A 19,457-nucleotide genomic window follows, 5' to 3' on the forward strand; every position below is an offset into this window, starting at 1 on the left:
GCAATTCGCAGAATAAAGGCGCCATCTCAATGATGTATGATATTTGTAACTGCCCTGTTTCGCTCACCGATCCTGAAGCGCTGGATCACTGGAATGGCATGATCCGCGCGTTTCTGGCGCACAGCACTGCGACGCCAACCCATCTGGCCGCGGTGCTGGCCAGCCATCCGGATTTCGCCATGGGGCATGCGGCACGCGGGCTCTTTTCGCTGATGCTGGGCCGTGCGGAGATGGTTCAGACCGCCAAAGAGGCGGCGGTTGCGGCGCGTGAGGCCTGTGCAAATTCGAGACCGTCTTTCCGGGAGGCCGCTTGGACCTGTGCGCTGGATCATTGGCTGGAGGGGCGCCCCTCGAAAGCGGTGGCCGCCATGGAAGGCGTGTTGACGCGGCACCCCGAAGACACGCTCTCCGCCAAGGTTAGCCACGCTATTCGGTTCGTTCTAGGGGATGCCAGCGGCATGCGCTCTTCCATCGAACGGGTGCTGGCGGCGCATGGCGACGACCATGCCTGTCGCGGATATGTCCTGGGATGTCACGCCTTTGCGCTGGAGGAAACCGGCGCCTATGATCAGGCGGAGGCCGCCGGGCGCGAAGGTTTGCTGCTGGCGCCCGACGACGCCTGGGGTCTGCATGCCATCACCCATGTCTATGACATGACCGCCCGCCCAGACCTCGGAATAGACCTGATTGAAAGCCACACAAGTGCCTGGGATCATTGTAATAACTTCCGGTACCACGTCTGGTGGCACAAGGCACTGTTGCACATGGACCGTGGTCAGCTGGATGTCGCCCTGGGCCTCTATGACGCGCAGATCCGAGCGGACAAGACCGATGACTACCGCGACATCTCAAACGCCACATCGCTGCTGATCCGGCTGGAGCTGGAGGGTGTGGATGTCGGCCCGCGCTGGGAAGAGCTGGCGGATCTGGCGCAGAAGCGCACGGACGATGGCTGCGTCGTCTTTGCCGATCTGCACTACATGCTGGCCCTGACCGGCGCAGACCGTCCGGACGCCAAGGCGGCCATGACGCGCCGCTTCGCGCGGGATGCGGCGAAGCCCGGCGAGATGCCGCAGCGCTATGCCGATCCGGGTTGCGCCGCGCTGTCCGGCCTGAATGCCTTTGCCGAAGGGCGTTACGATGCCGCCTTTGCTGATCTGACCGCTGCGCGACCTGCAATGCAGACAATCGGCGGCAGCCATGCCCAGCGCGACGTTTTTGAACGGATCACAATTGACGCAGGATTGCGCGCAGGACGTTACGAACAGGCTGAGGCGGTCATATTGGACCGTCTGGCACGCCGCGCCGGCCGCGAAGATCGTTTTACCACAACACGTCTGGCCACTATTCACGAGGCCCGGCGGATCCCCGCACAATAGCATAGCCCGCATAATGACATTTCTTTGGACAACGCATAAAGACCGGCCATGACACTTGCCGACCCAACACAAATAACGCCCACCGCTGCCGCTTCTGCGGCACAAGCGGCACCTGTGGCAAAGCAACGTGATGTGCGTCTGGATTTCTTCCGGGGCATCGCGATGTTCATCATTCTGTTCGCCCATACGCCGGGCAATTTCTTTACCTCCTGGATCCCGGCGCGCTGGGGCTTTTCAGACGCCACGGAGATTTTTGTTTTCTGTTCCGGCATGGCCTCGGCCATTGCCTTCGGCAGGGCCTATGACACAGTTGGCTGGCGACTGGGAACGGCGCGGGTCAGCTTCCGCGTCTGGCAGGTATATTGGGCGCATATTGGGCTGTTTTTTGCCGTGGCCACGCTGCTTGCCGCCATCGACATGACAGGGGCCTACGACAAGGTCTATATCGGCTCTCTGAACCTGTGGAAGTTCTTTAACGAGCCGGGACCGCCGCTCGTGGGGCTGCTGACATTGACCTATGTGCCTAATTATTTCGACATCCTGCCGATGTATATGGTTGTGCTGCTGATGATGCCGCTGATCATGGCGCTCTCCCGCGTCCATCTGGGTCTTGTTGCGCTTTTTGTGATCGGCGTCTGGCTCTTTGCGCAAAACCTCGTTCTGGCGAAGGTCGGTCTCGAAAATTATCACCTGGGCCTGCCCGCCGAACCCTGGTCTGACCGCAAGTGGTTCTTCAATCCATTTGGCTGGCAGCTGGTCTTCTTCACCGGCTTTGCCTTCATGCGGGGATGGCTGCCCAAGCCGCCGGTCACGCCGATGCTGATCGGTCTGGCGACGGCCCTTGTGCTGATCATTGTGCCGCTCTCCAATATCGGTGTGCGCGAATTCGGCTTTGAATGGGCGCGCGACTGGCGCATTGCCAACAAGGTCTGGATCACCAAGTCCGATTTCGGCTTGCTGCGCTATGTGCATTTTCTAGCGCTGGCCTATCTCTGCTGGGTCGCCGCAGGAGACAAAGGCGCAAGACTGCTCGCCCATGGCACCAGCTTTCTGGCGCGGACCTGGCAGAATATTCTGGCGATCATCCTCAAGGTTGGCCAACAATCGCTCGCCGTTTTCATCGTCAGCATGTTCACCGCGCGCGTCAGTGGTTTCGTGATGGACAACATCGGGCGGGATACCTGGACCGTGGTTGCAGTCAACTTTGCGGGGATGGGCGTGCTGGTCCTGACGGCCTATGGCGCGGGTTGGTACAAGTCGCAACCCTGGCGCAAGAAAGCGGTGCACTGATGCTTCGTCGTGATGTTCTGAAATCCCTCGCCGCGCTTGCCGCTATTCCCTCAGCCGGGTTTGCCAAGGAACCCGGCCTGCAGCTGGGCGATGCGCAACCCTTTGACGCAGACACCGTACGCATGCGAGCCATGGAACTGGCGGCGACCGATTACACGCCACGTCCGCTGATCCCGGAAAGCTGGCGCAACCTGAGCTATGACCAGTACCGCAAGATCTGGTTCGACGGTCGCAATGCCCTGTGGCAAGGATCAGACAAACCGCAGCGCGTTGATGTCTTCCCGCCCGGCCTCTATTTCCCGCAGGCGGTGGAAATCAATGTGGTGGAAAATGGCGCGGCTCGACCGTTGGCCTTTGACATGGGCGTTTTCGACTCCACCGACAAATTCCCTGAAGTCGAGATCGATGCCACGCTGGGATATTCCGGCCTGCGCCTACGTGCCGAACTGAAACAGGCGGGCATCTTTCAGGAATATGCAGTGTTTCAGGGCGCCAGCTATTTCCGCGGCATCGGCACCGGCGAGACCTACGGCCTCTCCGCCCGCGGCCTCGCGCTCAAGACCGGCGATCCGATGGGGGAGGAATTCCCCGATTTCACCGCCTTCTGGATGGAAACCCCTCAGCCCGGCGCTGGCTCCGTTGTGCTGCACGCGCTCTTGGACAGCCCCAGCTGTACAGGTGCCTACCGCTTCGACATCGCCCATGGCGATACGCTGCGCATGTCCGTCTCCGCCGAGGTTTTTGCCCGCGCGGACATGACCCATGTGGGGATCGCGCCGCTGACCTCGATGTTTCTGTTTGACGAAACCATGCGCCATCGATTTGACGATTTTCGCCCCGCCGTGCACGACAATGATGGCCTGCTAATCCACAATGGCGCCGGCGAGGTGATCTGGCGCCCGCTGGCCAATCCGCTGACGCTTCAGATCAGCGCGTTCTCCGACACCAACCCGCGTGGCTTCGGCCTGATGCAGCGACCGCGCAAGTTCAGCGATTACGCCGATCTGGAGGCGCTTTATCACTCGCGGCCCGCCGCCTGGATCACCCCGCAGGAAGACTGGGGGCAAGGCTCGGTGACACTGGTCGAAATCCCGGCCGATCTGGAAATCTACGACAACATCGTGGCCTACTGGCGCCCATCGGAGCCAATATTGGCGGGCCAAAGCCACAAGATGAGCTATTTGCTCGATTGGGGCGAAGATCCGGCGCCCAAGCGCGATATGCCCCTGCGTGTGCTCAGCACGGCCATTGGTGGACGCCCCGAGGGCGGCAAGATCGTCACAATCGATTTCGAAGACGGTGCGCTGGTGCCCGAAGACCTCAATCGGCTGGATATCGTCCTGCGCGGCAGCGGCGGTTCGCTCACGCCCGGCCTGGTGCAAAGAAACCCTGAAACCAATGGGCCGCGACTGGCGTTTACATTCAAACCGGAGGACGCTCGTTACATCGAATTCCGCGCGCAACTGCGTCTGGATGGCGCGCCTCTGAGCGAAGTTTGGCTATACAGGTGGACAACTGGGTGAAGGATAGTTCGGACAACATAGACACGGTCGCCATGACCATGCCGCCTCGCGCGCCCTTGAGCATGCGGGTGCAGGACCTGTCCGCCTGTCCGGAAGACAACCCCTCGCGCATGTCCGAGCATGCCTTTGGCTGGCGTGTGGCGCTGTTTGTGCCTGCGCTGATCGCAACGCTGCTTCTGGTCTCCGGCATGCACGGATGGTTGGCGGAAATGGGCATGACCGGGCTCGAATGGGTGCTTTTGACCCTGATTGGCATCACTTTCATCTGGGTCACCCTGTCGGTCAGCACGGTTGGGGTGGCCATTGCGGGCCTGTTGGCGCGCGAGACGGCGCAGACCCGCCGACGGTCCGAAGTCGTGCCGATGGATGTGGCTCTCTTGGTGCCGATCTATAACGAAGTCCCCTGTGACGTCTTTGGCAACGCCACCGCGATGCTGGATGACCTGGCGCGCCGCGGCAGTCCACACCGCTATACGCTCTTTGTGCTGTCCGACACCCGCGACGACATGATCGCGGAGGATGAGCTGCGCGCCTTTGCCGCTCTGGAGGCCTCCGCGCCCGCAGGTTTTGCCGTCCACTACCGCCGTCGGGAGACCAATTCCGACAAGAAGGTTGGCAATCTGGTCGATTGGATCACCGGTTGGGGCGCGGCCTACGAGGCCATGCTGGTACTGGATGCCGACAGCCTCATGACCGGGCGGGCCATTGACCGGCTGGCCGACGAGTTGAGCGTCGATCCGCGCGCCGGCCTGATCCAGACCTTCCCGATGCTGATCGGGGCGGAGACGGTGTTTGCCCGGTTGCAGCAATTCTCCAACATTGCCTATGGCTGGTTGCTGGCCGAAGGTCTGGCCAATTGGGCGCGCAGCGAGGGCAACTACTGGGGTCACAATGCGATCATCCGGACAAAGGCCTTCGCCGCATCCGCCGGCCTGCCCTATCTGCAGGGCCGCAGGGGCAAGGCGGAACTGATCCTGAGCCATGATTTTGTCGAGGCCGGGCTTTTGCGCCGCGCAGGCTGGTGCGTCCGCTTCCTGCCGCGCGTCACCGGCAGTTTCGAGGAAACCCCCGGCACGCTGATCGATTATGTGCTGCGCGACCAACGCTGGTGTCGGGGTAATCTGCAGCACCTTCGCCTCCTGCGCACCGCCGGGCTGCATCCTGTCTCGCGCTACCACCTCTTCCACGGCGCCGTCAGCTATCTGTTGTCGCCAGCGTGGTTCTTCCTGCTGGTCGTCTGGGCCCTGCTGGGCGTGGATTCCGAAACAAATGTGGTGCGCTATTTCAACGAGACCAATCCGCTGTTCCCGGACTGGCCGCCCGAGATGAGCCATATCGATTCCGCCGTGTTCCTGATCATCATGTACGCGATGTTGCTGACGCCCAAGATGGTGGGCGCAGGGATCATTGCGCTGCATCCCAAGGCCACGCGGGTCTATGGCGGGCGCGGCGCCTTCCTGATGGCATTTGTGGTCGAGATCATTCTGTCGATCGCCTACGCCCCCATCCTGATGATCCAACAGACACGCGCGGTGCTGCGGGCATTGCTCGGACGGTCCGATGCCTGGGTGGCGCAATCGCGGCATGCCCGGGCCTATCCGCTCGGCACATTGGTCCGGTTTCATTGGGCCGAGACAACCCTTGGCCTGCTGCTGCTGAGCGGGCTGGCGGCGGGTCTGGTGTCTTACTGGTTGATCCCGATTGTTGTCAGCCTGTGCCTCGCCGTACCCCTTTCGGCGCTAAGTGCTGTGCCGCTGTCGCGGTCCCTGCCCGGGGGTCTGCGCATGCAAAGCCCCAATACCATTCGTGAACCGGCCATTGTCGCGCGCGCGCGTGTGGAGCGGTCACGCCTGCGCGATTTGTTGAACGCATCCCGGTTTCCGGCTGAATAATCCTCCGGCCCCAAATTCGGCCCAATTGCGCTTGTTCAACCGGTCTTGCGCAGTGCGTCACGATCATGTTCGCGCGTGATATGACTTAGAAAGCGAGTCCGTAAGGCGCTATAAAGATGGCGCTTTGGTCAGAGCCCCTCATACCAGTCCAGCATCATATCCGCCCAGCCCTCCGGCACCACATGCCCGCCGGGAAACAGCGCGAACTCCAGCGCCGAGCCTTCGCTGCAACGATCCCAGGCCCGGCGCATGAAGTCCCCTTTGGTGACATATCGGTCCGCGCGAAGCTGGTGACACGCATTCACCTCGCGCCACATCCGAAGGGTGTAGAAGATGTCGCCCTGCATCAGCGCCTGCGGATCGGTCGCATCGTCACCCCGCAGCACACGGCCCTCCAAAGGCACCGTGCTGTCCGTCCATCCATGCGTGTGCAACAACCGCACAGGTCCCGCACAATCGGTCGGGTGTGGTCGCCAGAACCCGCCCGCGACGGGCGCATAGGCGGCGAAGCTTTCTGGCCTGCCACAGGCCAGATAGGAGGTCATCGATCCGCCGATGGAGAAGCCACTGAGGATCACCTGATCGGCAGAGAACCCAAACCGTGCGGCGGCATCGTCGCGCACCGCACTCAGAAACGCAGGCTCATCGCGCAGTTTCGGGCGCCCCGGGATAAAAGACCATCCGCGCCCCCGGCCTTCGGCGTAAGGCAAGCCATCCGGTGCGATCAGCACGTAGCCGCGGTCAAGCGCGGTATCGACCCAATCGTTCGGGCGCAGCGCGCCATTGCCCGTGCCACCAAACCCATGAAGATAGAGGATCGCCCCTTTGACCGGACCATCCGGCACGCGCGCGTGGTAGGTGCCCAAATCGACCGCGCAGGCGTCGGCGCTCTCGCCGCACCCGGCCTGCGCAGCGCCCGCCGCGTTGATCATCGCAGCGGCAAACAACGCCAAAAATCGGTTCACGTCAGCTCTCCTTGTGCAGCGGCAGACCGCGCTTGATCCAGCCGGGACCCGCGCCCGAGCCCAACATCCCTTCGGGCACATCGATGATACGGGTGAAGCCCGCCTCAGCTAACCGGGCCCCGAGGCGCCGCGACCGGACGCCCCGTGCGCAGATCAGCGCAATGGGGCGCGCGTGGTCACCGTCCACCCGTCCGCTGACATCGGCGATGAAGTCCTTGTTGCGCATGTCGATGGGGACGGCTCCCTCCCCCACGCCGGTTAGCGCCCATTCGTCAGGGCGTCTGATGTCGATCAGCAGGATTGCACCTGACACCGCAGCCTCATGCGCCTCCGGCGCGCTTAGCGCACCTTCTCCGGTCTCCGCCCAGATGTTGAACCAGCGCGCCGCCCCGGCACCAACCGTCACGGCACAAACGCCTCCCAGCAGCAAAAAGCCCCGCCGCGACAAGCGCGCCGGAGCCTTTGCAGGGCGAGAAGGCATGTCCTTCTCAATCATTGTCATTCAACCGGGGCAGAGCTTTCGAACTGCGGAATTGGGCGGTCGGAAGCGGGGTCCGCTTCGATGTTGACCCAATTGGCTTCAGACAGCTGGATGTTGCCCGGAATGTCCTCTTCCCAGAACCCCACCACATTTTCGGTGATGTTGAGATAAAGCTTGCCATCAAGGATCCGCCACAAGTTCGGGTTACCGGGGACTTTACCACCCTTGGCCACGCCGTAGGCACAGTGACCATCGTATTGTGGCAGATATTTCTCCGGGTTGGCCTCAAATTCCGCCTTGTTGGCTTCGGTCGAGAACGCAAAGGTTGCGCCATTGTAAGTGGTGGTGATGTCCTTGTCACCTGGCACCGCCGCAGGCTGCGCGGAGCCGACCGGGTTCTGCTCCAGGTCAAAATAAGCAACCACATCATAGCCGGATACGGCAAAGCCGGTGGGATCGACGTATTGGTCACCTGCCCAGGCTTGCGACGCCATGGTCAGGGCAATGGCAACACCGGCGATTTTCAGAGGGAAGCGGTTCATTTAAAACTCCAATTTTCTTAGGCACGCTATGTGGCGGTTTCTCTTGCCCCCAACACTTAGGGTGCAAAAGCCGCCCTGTGCACCCATTGAAGCATGCTCTCGCGGCCTTGTGAAAATCGGCGGGCTCCGCGTGATCACCCGTGATTTTTGGGCAGTGGGGTTATCGCAGACGGGGCGGTTTGTCCGGGTCCGATCCCGGCGCGGCAACCGGGTGCAGCACGGGCTCCTGCGCTTGCGGCAGATCGAACCGCAGACCGACCCGCTCCATGCTGGCGGTCAGCAGATCAGAGGCACGGAAAAACCCCACATCCATTGCGCCTGCTTCGATGCCTGAAAACGTCAGCGCTTCTGCCGCCGCTTTCGCCAGGGCCTCCTGCGCTTCCGGGACGGCGCCAACGAAGGCCAGCAGGTGACCGCGCGCCCCGCTGTCATATGCTATGCCAACCAGATACGCGCAATGCGCCAACCCCATGGCCGTCGCCAGCTTGCCATCAAGGGCGGAGATCAGGCTTTCCGGCAGGCCTGCGGGCGGAAAGACCTCTGCAATATGCGCGGCCACTTCGTCGGGCGTGTGATCCAGCGTGTCTTTCAGCCAGGCAACGGCCGTGTCGGGCAGCAGGATCGCGGACGGTGCCACGTCGAGGTTCACCCCAAGCCCAATGCCCTGCCCCGCAAGCATGCCCGCGATGACACGCCCCGAGAGCGCAACATAGGGCGTCGGTTGGCCGGCAAAACGCGACAGCCGTTCTTCGCGGTCAAAGACCAGCACGTAACGCGCGTCGCCCAGATCAAAAACTTCGGGCGTGATCTGATCGTCGTCTGAGGCGTCCTCCGCCAACATCAGAAACAGCTCACTTTCCGCCAGCCTTTCGAAAAACCGCAATCGGGCCGAGTCATCCTCTGGCGCGGCCTCCATCCCGGCATGGGCCTGATCGAGCGGCGTGATTTCCGTCATCTCAATACCTCTGCCACCCGGGCGCTCAACCGTGGCAGCACGTCCTGCTCAAACCAGGGGTTCTGCTTGAGCCACCGGTTGTTTCGAGGGCTTGGATGCGGCAGCACAAAGACGCCGTCTTTTCCCTCCGCAGCGCGCCTGACCGCCTCGACAACCGATTTGCCTTTGAGATCGGGGAGGTGCCAGGCGATTGCATAGGCGCCCAGAACCAAGGTCAGTTCAACCTTTTCAAGCCTGTCCATAACAGGCTGGCGCCATGTGGTTGCGCAGACTTTGGGCGGCGGATTATCCCCGCCAGCCCCACCGCCTGGAAAACACAACCCCATCGGGAAAATGCCAACTCTGGGATCCGAATAAAACGTCGTCCGATCGATCCCCAACCAATCGCGTAGGCGGTCTCCCGAAGGATCGTCAAACGGGCGTCCCTTATGGTGCGTAATGCGGCCGGGCGCCTGTCCGACGATCAAGATCCTGGCGTCCTGGTCCAGCTGAAAAATCGGATTGGGGCCAAGCGGCAGGTCCTGGCAAAGGGTGCAGGCAAGCATTCCAGATTTCAGTGTTTCCAAATCTTCCATCACACCCAGCTCTCAAGACGCCCCTTGCGTTACATCCAGTCTTTAGTTTCAATTTTGGGCGCGCTCGGCAAGCTGCTTCAGATCACTTCTGTTGTTTTCTGAAAAGTGATTACGCGTTTTGGTCGCTTGCGGCACATTGGAGGGCCAAATCCAAGCGCATGGGCACGCCACGAGGCCGCCCATGCGTTTAATGGATGCATCTGAAGCTGTTTTTCCGCTTCAAGCCAATGAAAAACCTCATTTCATTGAGCTGATGCCAAACATGTTTCCTTCCGTGTCCAAACACAGGGAGACCCACCCAAACTCGCCAATGGAAAACTTCGGCCTTGCGACCTTGCCGCCCGCCGCTTCAACGCGCGCCTCTTCAACGGCGCAGTCTTCGGCGGAAAAATACACTACGGTGCCGCCGACCCCGGGCGACGCATGCGCCGATTTGGACAGGGCGCCGCCAGCACCATAGGCGCTCATATCCGCAGGAAAGCTCATCATCTGGTTTTCGCCGGTGGGATCGCCAATGGGTTCACATTTGCATCCCAGCACAGTTTCATAAAACGTAACCGCCCGGTCCAATTCGTCCACATAGATATCAAACCATCCAACCGCGTTCATCTTCGACATTTTTCCAACTCCTGTTTTTTGTCGCCAATGCCGATGATCTACCAAGCCGATCCGGGCCCGTATTGTAGATATCAGACATCGAACTTTTTGGAGTATCTTGCCGGGGTGTATCCCGTCGCCTTCCGGAAAGAGTGGATGAAATGGGACTGATCCGCGTAAGACAGGGAGGGCTCGCCAAGCAACGATTGCTGCAAGCGAAGGACCTTGAGAAAATCATGCGGCGCAAAACCCGTCGTGTTTTTCAGCACCCGTTGCAATTGACGTGGTGACAAACCTGCCGCTGCCGCCATATCGGCAACCGAATGAATTTCATCCATCTGCCTGAATATTTTCTGCGTGACGGGGTTGGCGATCACGATTTCGCGTGAGAGCAGATCCTCCACAAAATGAATGAGCGTGGACTGGAGCGCCGCGAAATCCTGCCCCAAAAGGGATTGGTTGAGCGCGATCAGGGGCAGATCGCCTGAATAGGCCTCTTCCACCAAGCCATGAGACACCTGCGCGCGGTCCCCCTGCCAAACGCCCGGGAGGAACCGAATATTGATGAAGTGAAAACTCCTGCCCAGATTGAGTTCCTTTGAAGAGGCGCGGAGCCGCGTGACCCCGGCAACTTTCGGATTGAGCTGATCCAAGATCACATAGGTGCAGGCATCCGGCAGGGCATGAAACCGATAGTCTTCCTCCAAAGGCACTTGGGTCTTCAGGTCGAGGAACCGATGCACGACGCTCCGGAGATGCTGGGGCGGTTCAACCTCAAGAAATTGCACCGTATCGACCCTGCGCTCTTTGCCGTTTCCCTTTGGATCGTACATCTGTGTCGCACCCGCCTCATTCGTGATCCCCTGCCGGTCACAGATCTTAAAGGTTTGATACTGAAAGAAAAGGCTTGTGGGTTTTGGTGGCCCGTCGCCTTGGATCTGCAAAGCAGACACGCCTTCGGCAGGCCATACCTGCTGGCTCCTTGCCGCGCTCTTACGGCTTTAGTCGGTTGCAGTCGGTCAGCCCAAATGGACGTTGGCTTTAGAGGGAGGCGATGAATACGGGGCTTGGTTGTCACCACGGAGGTGTTATAGCTCCGTGCGTGAACCACAAATAAGCAGCAGAGCCGGGGCGACTTCTCCATGACAGCCAGCAAACGCATCGTACTTTCCAGCGATCACGCCGCCATTCAGCACAGGCAGGCCGTTGCCGCTCATATTGCGGCGAAGGGTTGGGAAGTGGTCGATATCGGACCGACAACGCCGGAGAGCACGCATTATCCCAAGCATGGCGAAGCTGCGGCGCGGCGTGTTGCTTCCGGCGACTGCCAGCTTGGCATCATCCTGTGCGGCACCGGCCAGGGCATCATGATGGCGGCAAATAAGGTGAAAGGCATCCGTTGCGGCGTCTGCACCGATACATTCTCGGCCCGCATGATCCGCGAGCACAATGATGCCAACATGCTCTCACTCGGCGCGCGCGTGGTGGGCGAAGGGCTGGCGCTGGACATCGTGGATGCCTTCCTGGCCGCCCGCTTCGAGGGTGGACGGCATGCGCCGCGGGTAGAGATGATTAAGGCGCTGGAAGGGTAGCGCCCCCCTCTGTTTTCGCATTTGGTTGAATTCAGGCAGCAAGTTGTCCTTGGAAGATGATGCACTCGAATATGCCCATGCGTTCCCCTGAATTTGGTCGCTTACATAAGGTGAGCAGTTTTGGAGGTCAGCGTTAAGGCCACTAAACCAAACGGCTTTGGCAACCCGTCGAAATTACCCCATGGGAAGAAGCCAGGGCAACTTTCAGGTAGCGCTGGAAAAACAGTCGCCCACAAATCGGGGGCGGTCAAACCGGACTGTCTTCTACCGGTTCGCTTGCAGGGCTGGTGAAATAGCTTGAAACATACGAAAGAGCCCCTCCAACAACCTGCCACGACCAACTCTTCGGCTCTGACGACGCATCGCTGCTGCTCTCGCTGCCCATAGCACTTGCATAGCTATCCTCACTTCCTGACGAACTGTCTAAACTGGCACCGCTTTCTGAAGCGCTTGGGTCGTCGCCGCCGACACCTAAAGCGCTATGATAACTGCCGCTGGCGCTGGACGCGCCCTCAAGATCGCTTTCGGAGCCATTTTCGCTGGCCCCTTCGCTGCCTGAGCCACCATTGTCGCTCGAAAAACTATCGTAATTCATGTCACTACTCGAAGCCCCACCGGAACTGCTATCATCGCTGTCCGGCAAAGGCGCAGGCGGGTTCAGGGCGGCGCGCGCCGAACTGATGCTTGCCTCAAAGGGATTTGGCGGCAGTGCCGATGATCTGCCAGCCCAACCATCGACAGCCTTTTGAACAAGCGGCGCGAATACCGTCAGCAGCGCAAGCAGCGTCGAAAAATCCGGGCCAAAACTTGTGCGCCAACTATCATGTTCAAGTGGGAAAGCTAAAATGGCTGCATAGGCCAGCATGACCCCCGCGCCGCTGGCAATCACAGAGGCAACTCCCGCCTTTTGTGTTTTTATCACTTCGACAAGCTCTGCATAGACCCTCTGACCCTCATCGCGGATATCGGATGCGATGGCCAGATCGGCATCATTATGGAGATGGTTCAAAAGCGCGGTATTGTAGCTTTGGGCCAGTTGCCGGAGCCGTGCCTTTTTCCGGCTCACCAAATCAACCGATCTATACGCCACCCGGGCGTTTTTCATGAAATAGGACAGCTGGGCCGCAAATCCTATGATCGCCGGTATGATCGTGTTCTCTCCGGCAGGTCCCTCGCCGAAGTAGTTGTTTATGCCCCAGATCGCTGTTTCGATCGCCAGGGCCAGCGCCGTCAGACTTGCAAAGGTCATGCCCACCAATTTGCTACCAGCGGCAAAGGCCCCGTATTTGCGGACATCCCCGAGGAATTTGCCCAGAGCCCCCCAGCCAACGCCGTCGCCATCCTCGTCCCGCTGCAGCACATCCACGGATTTGCGCTGTGTCAGGATCGACGACCCGCGCAAAGCCGTTAGGTGATCAGGGCGGTTCGCGGCGTTAAAGGGCTGCACCGCGGGCCAAAGCGCGGCGGAGAAAGCCGCACGGCGCAGTTGATGAACCGTATCGCCCGGGCTGCGCCATGGGTTGGTCACTTCACCAGCAAGGCCCGTTTCCATCCCATCCGAGGAGCGCGACTTAACGCTGCCTGGGCTCCGCTCCGGTTGCAGACGGTCGCCTTCATCCTGCTCTCGATCAGGAACGTGGCGCTGAAAATCCGCCGTCGCTGGCGCAAGCGCTGCACTGGTTGCGCGGCGTTGCAACGCGGCCAGTTCTTGAACCTGGGCGGTCGTGTCTGCAGCATCCTGATAGCCCGCGAGCCGCGAAGTTGGTCGAGAGACAAGTTCCGAAGGCTGTTCGCCAAGTGACCGCGACGCTGGGTGCTTGTGGTCAGCCCTTGGCTTCAGCGGTGCCCTGACGGGTTCAGAAGCGACGACCATAAGTGGCACCTCCCAATATTTTTTTGACCGATCACTTAGGCGCCGAAGATTGCGACACTCGAAAAAAAGATGCGACGTCAAACCTTGTCAAACAAAGTGCTTTATCGATGGGCAGGACTCAACTCACCGAAATCAGATTGTCCGAAATACAAACACATTTGTCCCAAATCATACAAATCAACTTGCGGGCTGCGAACCGCGACATGGTTTTAGATCCTACACGAATTTCAGGGCACCGGCATCTTCTTGCGGCCAAAACGCTGCCACCTGCTGTTTCGCACTGGTCGACCGGGATCTTTTTTGATGGAGACGGCGGGCGCGACAATCACGAAAGGACCGCATGTGACCTTCGTTCAACAAAGTGAGACACAGAGCCAAGGAGATCCGGAAAATCTATCCCAGATATCATCTTCCAAAGATTGATTTGATCGCGCCGACCATGTCGGCAATGGGCCAACTGCCGGTGTTCCAGTTCTTGAACGCCCGTGCAGAGAACCCGCTTGATGACGCCGGGTGCCAGTGTCGATGCGATACCTGCTGACCCCGGACCACCAGCTCGCCCAAATTATTCTGCCGCTCGATCAGCTGTTTCACCGAGCGCCGCCCCGACCGTTTGATGAACTGGGTTTGCATCAGGTAGTAGGGCGAGGACTTATATCTTCGGTTGAAAAAGTCGTTCGCGTGGTCGTTCGTGGCTGTATAGGCAATCGGACCGTCGGTCTTGCCCTTCTCCTTGAGGTCCCAGAAACCGAAAGCCGCGACGGACTCCCCAAAAAGGCTGATGATCCTGAAAAAGAACTTGTCCACCCCGATGACCTCATTCTTCATTGCGCTGGAACAAAGCTGCAGAAATGGCACGGAGTGGCTGGTTGTGGAAATGCGTCCGACCACCTCGAAACCGTAATGCACATCCCCTGACAAAACGATCAGCGGACTGGACCCCGCGTCCAGAAAGAGATCGAAAGCATCGATGAAATTGCGCGGATTACTGGACCAGCCTTCCAGATCTGCTGTGGTTGCCGACACGCCGCCGATCTTACGCTGAACCCATTCCATCGGCGGGAAGCCAAAAATCGGCGCCGCAGCGACGATGATGAGCGGCTCACCCGAGGTGGCGTGTTTTGCAATCATTCCGCTGAGCCGGGCGCGTTCGTCCCCATCCAGAAGGCGGGGCGCCTCTTTGTTGCGACGGGTCGACAACGATATCCCCTCAATCACACGGGTGCCGACCCGGTCAATATCCGAGACCGTCGGGGATGCCTCGCGTTTGGTCCGCGTATCCAGAAACACAGCAGGCGGTGACGTTGGTGCCACGAAGGACCAATCGGTCTTGATAAGGGCCGACCACGCGTTTTGGGTGCCCTTGCCACGCGATTCCGCAAATCCTCCTATTGTCGCGCGGTAGGTCTCGTCAAAGGCCGCCGGGTCATTGCCCCACCCCTGGAAGGCCCAATAGGCGGCCATGCCATTGGTGAGGATGCGCAGCCCGGAGTCGAATTTCGTCGCGTTCAACTGCCATTCCGGGTTGAGAAACCAGTCGTCCGTCACCTCGTGATCATCGAAGATCATATAGCAGATCGTGTTTGCCAGCACCCGCCGGGCACTTTTTGCACCCTGCGCCCCATCGAGGACTCTCTGGCCGATGATCCGGTTCGAGAAATCCGCGCTGCCCAGATCTGAAAACCGACCCGCTTTCAGAAGCGGGTCCCAAAGATCCCCGTTCCACGCCATAATGTAGGTCGCGGCATATTCCGCGAAGGTCAGCAGGTGATGCGGCATATGGGTTGAGGTGAAAAAGGATTCGAGAAATTCCGAGCGGTCGATGGTGTCGCCGAGCACGGCCGGGCTGAGCCCCGGAATTGTTTCGCGCTTTCCCCCATATAAGGCATCGCGCAGCGGGCGGGTCAGAGTCAGCAACTGGTTGTCGACATCGTCGGCATAGACCTGATCCCCCCCCATGAAGAAATACTGCGGCCGATTGTCGTCTGAGGCGTTTTGCAGAACCTCCTCGGCGGCTTTCATCATGTCGGGATTTGGCCCGTGAAGCTTTCGGCACGACCCGTAAAGCGCATGCAGGTTATTGTTGCCTCTGGCGCCCAGCATGAAGGTCGGCAGCCGATTGCCTTTCAGCAGAAACTGCCGATAGTCGTCGGATTTGAACAGCGGCCGCGTGCCATTGAGGCGAACATCGTAGAAATAGGTTCTGCCCCGGTCCAGCGGTGTCTCCGGGATCGCGCATAACATATAGATCCACAGATTATCGGCCACAGCGACCGGGTAGTATTCGATGCTGGCCTTTACCGGCCCCGGAGAGGACGGCGTGTTCCCATTGGTGAAGAGCATCAGATGCGGTGGATCAAGCAATTCGCGGGTTGCCAGCCACACCCAGACCTTTTCAGGCGTGGCGCGCCGCACAATCGGACCGGCAAGGATCAGCGGCAATCGCATCTCAACACCTCGGGCGATGCATCCGACACCTTCCGTCCTTTTCACATTGCCCGGCGTTCCGGTCCGCGTGGTGCCGGTTACGGGTCAAGGGGGTCGACCGGATGCCAGCGGCCATCCTCATCCTTGGCCCACTCAGGCAGGGCATTGTCCTGGCGCAGTTTGACAAGGGTCGTAGGTACACGGATTTCCCAGGGGTCGCCAACGGCAATCTCTCCAGCACCTTCCGGCGTTTCCAAGGGCGATTCACTGGTTTCCCTGTTTCGCGCGGCCTCGACCTCATCGAGCATGGCCGCGTATTCCTCCGATGTGACGCTGGGCTCATCGCCCCCCTCCCACACACCACCCGTTTCCAGGAAATGTAGCACGGCGGCCTCATATCCGGGAGAAACGGCAAAGCGCACCATGGCCGCCCCCGCGCTTATGAACTCGGCATGCAGCGGATCGCTGTCTTCGTAGAGCATACGCGCCCAAGTGTCCCGGGAGGTCCAGAAATAGGGCAGCAGCTCCCATTGCAGCTCGTTCCACTGAATCGCCTTCTCCCAGAATCCGGCGTAAACGCCGGCACGCTCGGCCGCATCGAAGTTGAACTCCGCGGCCTGCGGTGACAGGTGCACCCCGGTCTTTGCAAAATGCTGCCCGGTCATCATCGCAATCGCAAGACGTTTGATTTCGCGCCGCTCGATCAGGCGATTTTGCCCGGGGTTCCGGCCCTCAGGCCCCGCACTTGCGCGTTCCGCCTTCAGGATCGCCAGCTTTTCCTCATAGCGCGCGCGTTGGGCCTCATAGCCGCGCAGCAAAGCATCATAGGTCTCGACCTGCCACTTCTCAAATGCGGTCTGGGTATGGACACAATGGATGGTCACCGTGGCGGTGCAATTGAGCACGTTGACCGCATAAAAAGCGACCGGCACCTCCCCCGCGATTTCCGGCAGCGTATCGTGGTAATCGCTGGTATCCGGCAACGCGGACCCATCGGCGCGCTTCTTCTGGAACAATGAATTCGAGCCGACCGACACATAGGCCCGCCGCGTCTGATTGGTATTGCCATAAAGCAGTATTGAAGCGCTGCAGGAGGTCGCCTTGAACCCCTCCGGAACGTTCAACAGTGCCTCTGACGTGTTGTCTTCAGGCTCCCCGCTTTGCGAGGTGAAGGTGAAGCTCTTGCCGATCCGGGTCGCAAACTTCGGCGGCGGCTGGATCCCTTCGGCCTCATAAAGTCTGACGTATTGTCCATAATTCGTGCGGGTCAGATGCCCGGGCCCGAAGGAGGGTTTGGTTGGTGGGGTCAGCCCCTCCGGCTTGCCGATCTGATGTTCGATGGCGCGCAGCAGCAAGGCCGAGGGTTCCGGGACCACGAATTCAAAGAGCACCCGCAGCCCGTAGTTATAAACCTGAAGTTCATAGACCCGGTCCAGCCACTGATAGATGCCCGACAGATGCTCGGTGCCTTCAGTGTTATCAAACCCGTGCTGGTTCTTTTCCTCGAATTCCTCGATGGTCTTGCGCGTCTGTTCCCGGCGGGTCCTGAGGGCAACCTTGGAGGCGGTCCTTTCGGTCACTTCCTTTGCATAGCTTGTCGCCAGCTTGTTGATCTGCTCCTGCGAGGTGCCCGTTTCATAGGCTGAGGAGACCTCGACCTGCACGAAAGGACCATATCCCGCTGAAACCGAGCCACCGATGTTGAATTGCTTGTCCTCGCGCAGCGTGTTCTGGACCTCGCTCTGCATCTCTAGGCGTTCGGTGGTCTGCAGGTCGCGTTCTTCCTCCTTCTTTTCCTCCTCCTCAAAGATGAATGTTTCCTCGGTTCGGCGCAGCCGTCGCGTTTCGCGGTTCCGGGATTCCGATTGCAGGACATTTTCAACATGCGAGATTTCGCCCGCTTCATAGCGCTTGATCTGTTGCCGGGTGACCAGCAGATCGCCCACACCAATGGGTTTGATCGGGCCAACCGTGGTCGGCGGCAGGCTTGACGGATCAAGAATTGTGCCCATGCCCGGAACAAGCGGGCTGGCCGTCCCGGCAGCGGGCATGACGGCCGTTCCCGTCCGCAACCGCGGCTGGGCTGTTTCCGCCGCCTCCGTCCCCACAAGCCTCAGCGTTGCAATTTGGTGTTCTACTTCAATCCGGTCCAGAACCTCGTCATAGGGCAAGCCGGTGACGTCCAGATCCAAGTCATCCAGCAGCTCCCGCGTGTCCGATGAAAGACGCGCCACCGCCGTCTCTGAAATTCCAATAAAGGAAACCTCATCAGGCAAATCATCTGCGTCATCGTCCGCACGTGCCGCAGTGATCGTGGCGCTCTCAGGCTCCGACGTGGCCGTGCGTCCTGGTGCGCTCAAATCGTCGGGACCGCCGGGCGTGCGCGGATCCGATGACCCGGTGCTGCGGCGCATCCGCTCAATGCCAGATCCCGACAGGCTCACAATCTCCACCGCGGCGAATTCGAGGCGTTTGGCACGTTCGGCGATGTCTTCATCCGTCGGATCGTCGTCCGGCGGGTCGGTGTCGGGGTCCAACTCGACGGGATCTGCGGGGGGAAATAACTCACGCGGCAGCGCGATGACGGCTTTCAAGATCGCCGATGTTTCATCGAGGTCGAGACTATCGGGATCCTCGACCAGTCTCAGCAGCAATTCAGCCGCCCTCAACATGTCAGAGGTGCGCCGGATCGGCAGGGCTTCTTTCAGAACCGCGAGCTTCAGCGCGATCAACAGATCACGCAGCGTGTCGCGCGCGGCATTGAACTCAGGATCCGAGATGATCGCCGTCACAGGCCGGTCAAAAATCGTTTGCACAAGGGCCAGTGCTGCTTGCAGGGTCGTCGGCTTTTCGCTTTCCCAGGCTTCGAGGAAACGCTGCAGCGGGAAATTGCGCTCGATGTCGTCCAAGCGCTCGGTCGCGACATTGTCTGACAGATGCGCGCGCGCCAGCGTCCGAACGGATACCCTCGCATCCGGCAGGGTCACCGCCGCCAAAACCTCACGGGTAAAATTGGTGTTGAGTTCCGCGAGAACAAACCGCAAGACCTGCCGTCGCGGTCTGGGTGCTCTCCCTACAAAATATCGAAAAAGCTCAATTGGTGCGACCATCGGAATACCATTTTTTGAAACAATGCAGAAAATCTACACCGAGCGCAGATTCTCGCAAAGGTTGTCGGTGGATTGCGGCCCGTTGAGCGGATTTTGACCAACGAACTGCTGTGCTGTGAACCGTGGCAGCAGCCGATCAAGGCGGGCACACCATCGCCTTGGGGATACCTAAGTGTCTGCTTAGGAAAGTAAAAATTTGATCTGAAAATTAATTTCGATAATCATCGAAACATTTCTTGCGCCAGCGCCATAGATT

15 protein-coding genes are annotated in these 19,457 nt (G+C 59.8%); 5 read left to right on the plus strand and 10 right to left on the minus strand.

Going from position 1 to position 19,457, the window contains the following annotated elements; translation table 11 throughout:
- Positions 1-29: 29 nt before the first annotated feature.
- Genes Q1A20_RS03295 through mdoH form a run of 4 tightly spaced genes read left to right on the plus strand, consistent with a single transcriptional unit; the run spans position 30 to position 6,084 of the window.
- Positions 30-1,379: a tetratricopeptide repeat protein gene (locus Q1A20_RS03295; RefSeq protein WP_299915895.1), complete on the plus strand. Its 1,350-nt coding sequence runs from the start codon at positions 30-32 to the stop codon at positions 1,377-1,379.
- A gap of 48 nt (positions 1,380-1,427) precedes the next feature.
- Positions 1,428-2,669: an OpgC family protein gene (locus Q1A20_RS03300; RefSeq protein ID WP_299403578.1), complete on the plus strand. Its 1,242-nt coding sequence runs from the start codon at positions 1,428-1,430 to the stop codon at positions 2,667-2,669.
- Positions 2,669-4,192 carry a glucan biosynthesis protein gene (locus Q1A20_RS03305; protein ID WP_299403575.1) on the plus strand — a complete coding sequence of 508 codons (1,524 nt, stop codon included), beginning with the start codon at positions 2,669-2,671 and terminating at the stop codon, positions 4,190-4,192. Before Q1A20_RS03300 ends, Q1A20_RS03305 begins: the two co-directional genes overlap by 1 nt.
- The gene (gene mdoH, locus Q1A20_RS03310) at positions 4,189-6,084 is read left to right on the plus strand and encodes a glucans biosynthesis glucosyltransferase MdoH (protein WP_299403573.1); all 1,896 of its coding nucleotides are present in this window, start codon (positions 4,189-4,191) and stop codon (positions 6,082-6,084) included. The genes Q1A20_RS03305 and mdoH overlap by 4 nt, the downstream gene beginning before the upstream one ends.
- A gap of 128 nt (positions 6,085-6,212) precedes the next feature.
- Here the strand turns inward: mdoH and Q1A20_RS03315 are convergent, their stop codons facing one another.
- The 7 genes from Q1A20_RS03315 to Q1A20_RS03345 form a co-directional block, all read right to left on the minus strand.
- The gene (locus tag Q1A20_RS03315; protein WP_299403570.1) at positions 6,213-7,049 is read right to left on the minus strand and encodes a polyhydroxybutyrate depolymerase; all 837 of its coding nucleotides are present in this window, start codon (positions 7,047-7,049) and stop codon (positions 6,213-6,215) included.
- Between the two features lies 1 nt (position 7,050).
- Complete coding sequence (locus Q1A20_RS03320; protein WP_299403569.1) at positions 7,051-7,530, minus strand: rhodanese-like domain-containing protein; 480 nt, start codon at positions 7,528-7,530, stop codon at positions 7,051-7,053.
- Between the two features lie 17 nt (positions 7,531-7,547).
- On the minus strand, positions 7,548-8,072 hold the full coding sequence (locus Q1A20_RS03325; RefSeq protein ID WP_299403566.1) for a YHS domain-containing (seleno)protein: 525 nt from the start codon (positions 8,070-8,072) through the stop codon (positions 7,548-7,550).
- 160 nt (positions 8,073-8,232) lie between these two features.
- Positions 8,233-9,027, minus strand: a complete 795-nt coding sequence (locus tag Q1A20_RS03330; protein WP_299403564.1) for an SseB family protein — start codon at positions 9,025-9,027, stop codon at positions 8,233-8,235.
- Positions 9,024-9,602, minus strand: a complete 579-nt coding sequence (locus Q1A20_RS03335; protein ID WP_299915898.1) for a uracil-DNA glycosylase family protein — start codon at positions 9,600-9,602, stop codon at positions 9,024-9,026. The genes Q1A20_RS03330 and Q1A20_RS03335 overlap by 4 nt, the downstream gene beginning before the upstream one ends.
- 237 nt (positions 9,603-9,839) lie before the next feature.
- Positions 9,840-10,220 carry a VOC family protein gene (locus Q1A20_RS03340; RefSeq protein ID WP_298970264.1) on the minus strand — a complete coding sequence of 127 codons (381 nt, stop codon included), beginning with the start codon at positions 10,218-10,220 and terminating at the stop codon, positions 9,840-9,842.
- A gap of 71 nt (positions 10,221-10,291) precedes the next feature.
- On the minus strand, positions 10,292-11,032 hold the full coding sequence (locus Q1A20_RS03345; protein WP_299915900.1) for an AraC family transcriptional regulator: 741 nt from the start codon (positions 11,030-11,032) through the stop codon (positions 10,292-10,294).
- Positions 11,033-11,341: 309 nt separating this feature from the next.
- Here Q1A20_RS03345 and rpiB point away from each other — a divergent pair, with 309 nt between their 5' ends.
- Complete coding sequence (rpiB, locus tag Q1A20_RS03350) at positions 11,342-11,791, plus strand: ribose 5-phosphate isomerase B (protein ID WP_299915902.1); 450 nt, start codon at positions 11,342-11,344, stop codon at positions 11,789-11,791.
- Positions 11,792-12,038: 247 nt separating this feature from the next.
- On the opposite strand, the gene Q1A20_RS03355 is transcribed toward rpiB, so the two are convergent.
- The 3 genes from Q1A20_RS03355 to Q1A20_RS03365 all read right to left on the minus strand — a co-directional run bounded on the left by Q1A20_RS03355 (position 12,039) and on the right by Q1A20_RS03365 (position 19,135).
- Entirely contained in the window at positions 12,039-13,664 is a 1,626-nt protein-coding gene (locus Q1A20_RS03355; protein ID WP_299915904.1) for a hypothetical protein, read from the minus strand.
- A gap of 405 nt (positions 13,665-14,069) precedes the next feature.
- Complete coding sequence (locus Q1A20_RS03360; protein WP_299915906.1) at positions 14,070-16,112, minus strand: hypothetical protein; 2,043 nt, start codon at positions 16,110-16,112, stop codon at positions 14,070-14,072.
- A gap of 77 nt (positions 16,113-16,189) precedes the next feature.
- Positions 16,190-19,135: a hypothetical protein gene (locus tag Q1A20_RS03365; RefSeq protein ID WP_299403548.1), complete on the minus strand. Its 2,946-nt coding sequence runs from the start codon at positions 19,133-19,135 to the stop codon at positions 16,190-16,192.
- Positions 19,136-19,457: the final 322 nt, after the last annotated feature.

Origin of the sequence: uncultured Roseobacter sp. (genome assembly GCF_947501835.1) — a bacterium.
Taxonomy (GTDB): Bacteria; Pseudomonadota; Alphaproteobacteria; order Rhodobacterales; family Rhodobacteraceae; genus Roseobacter.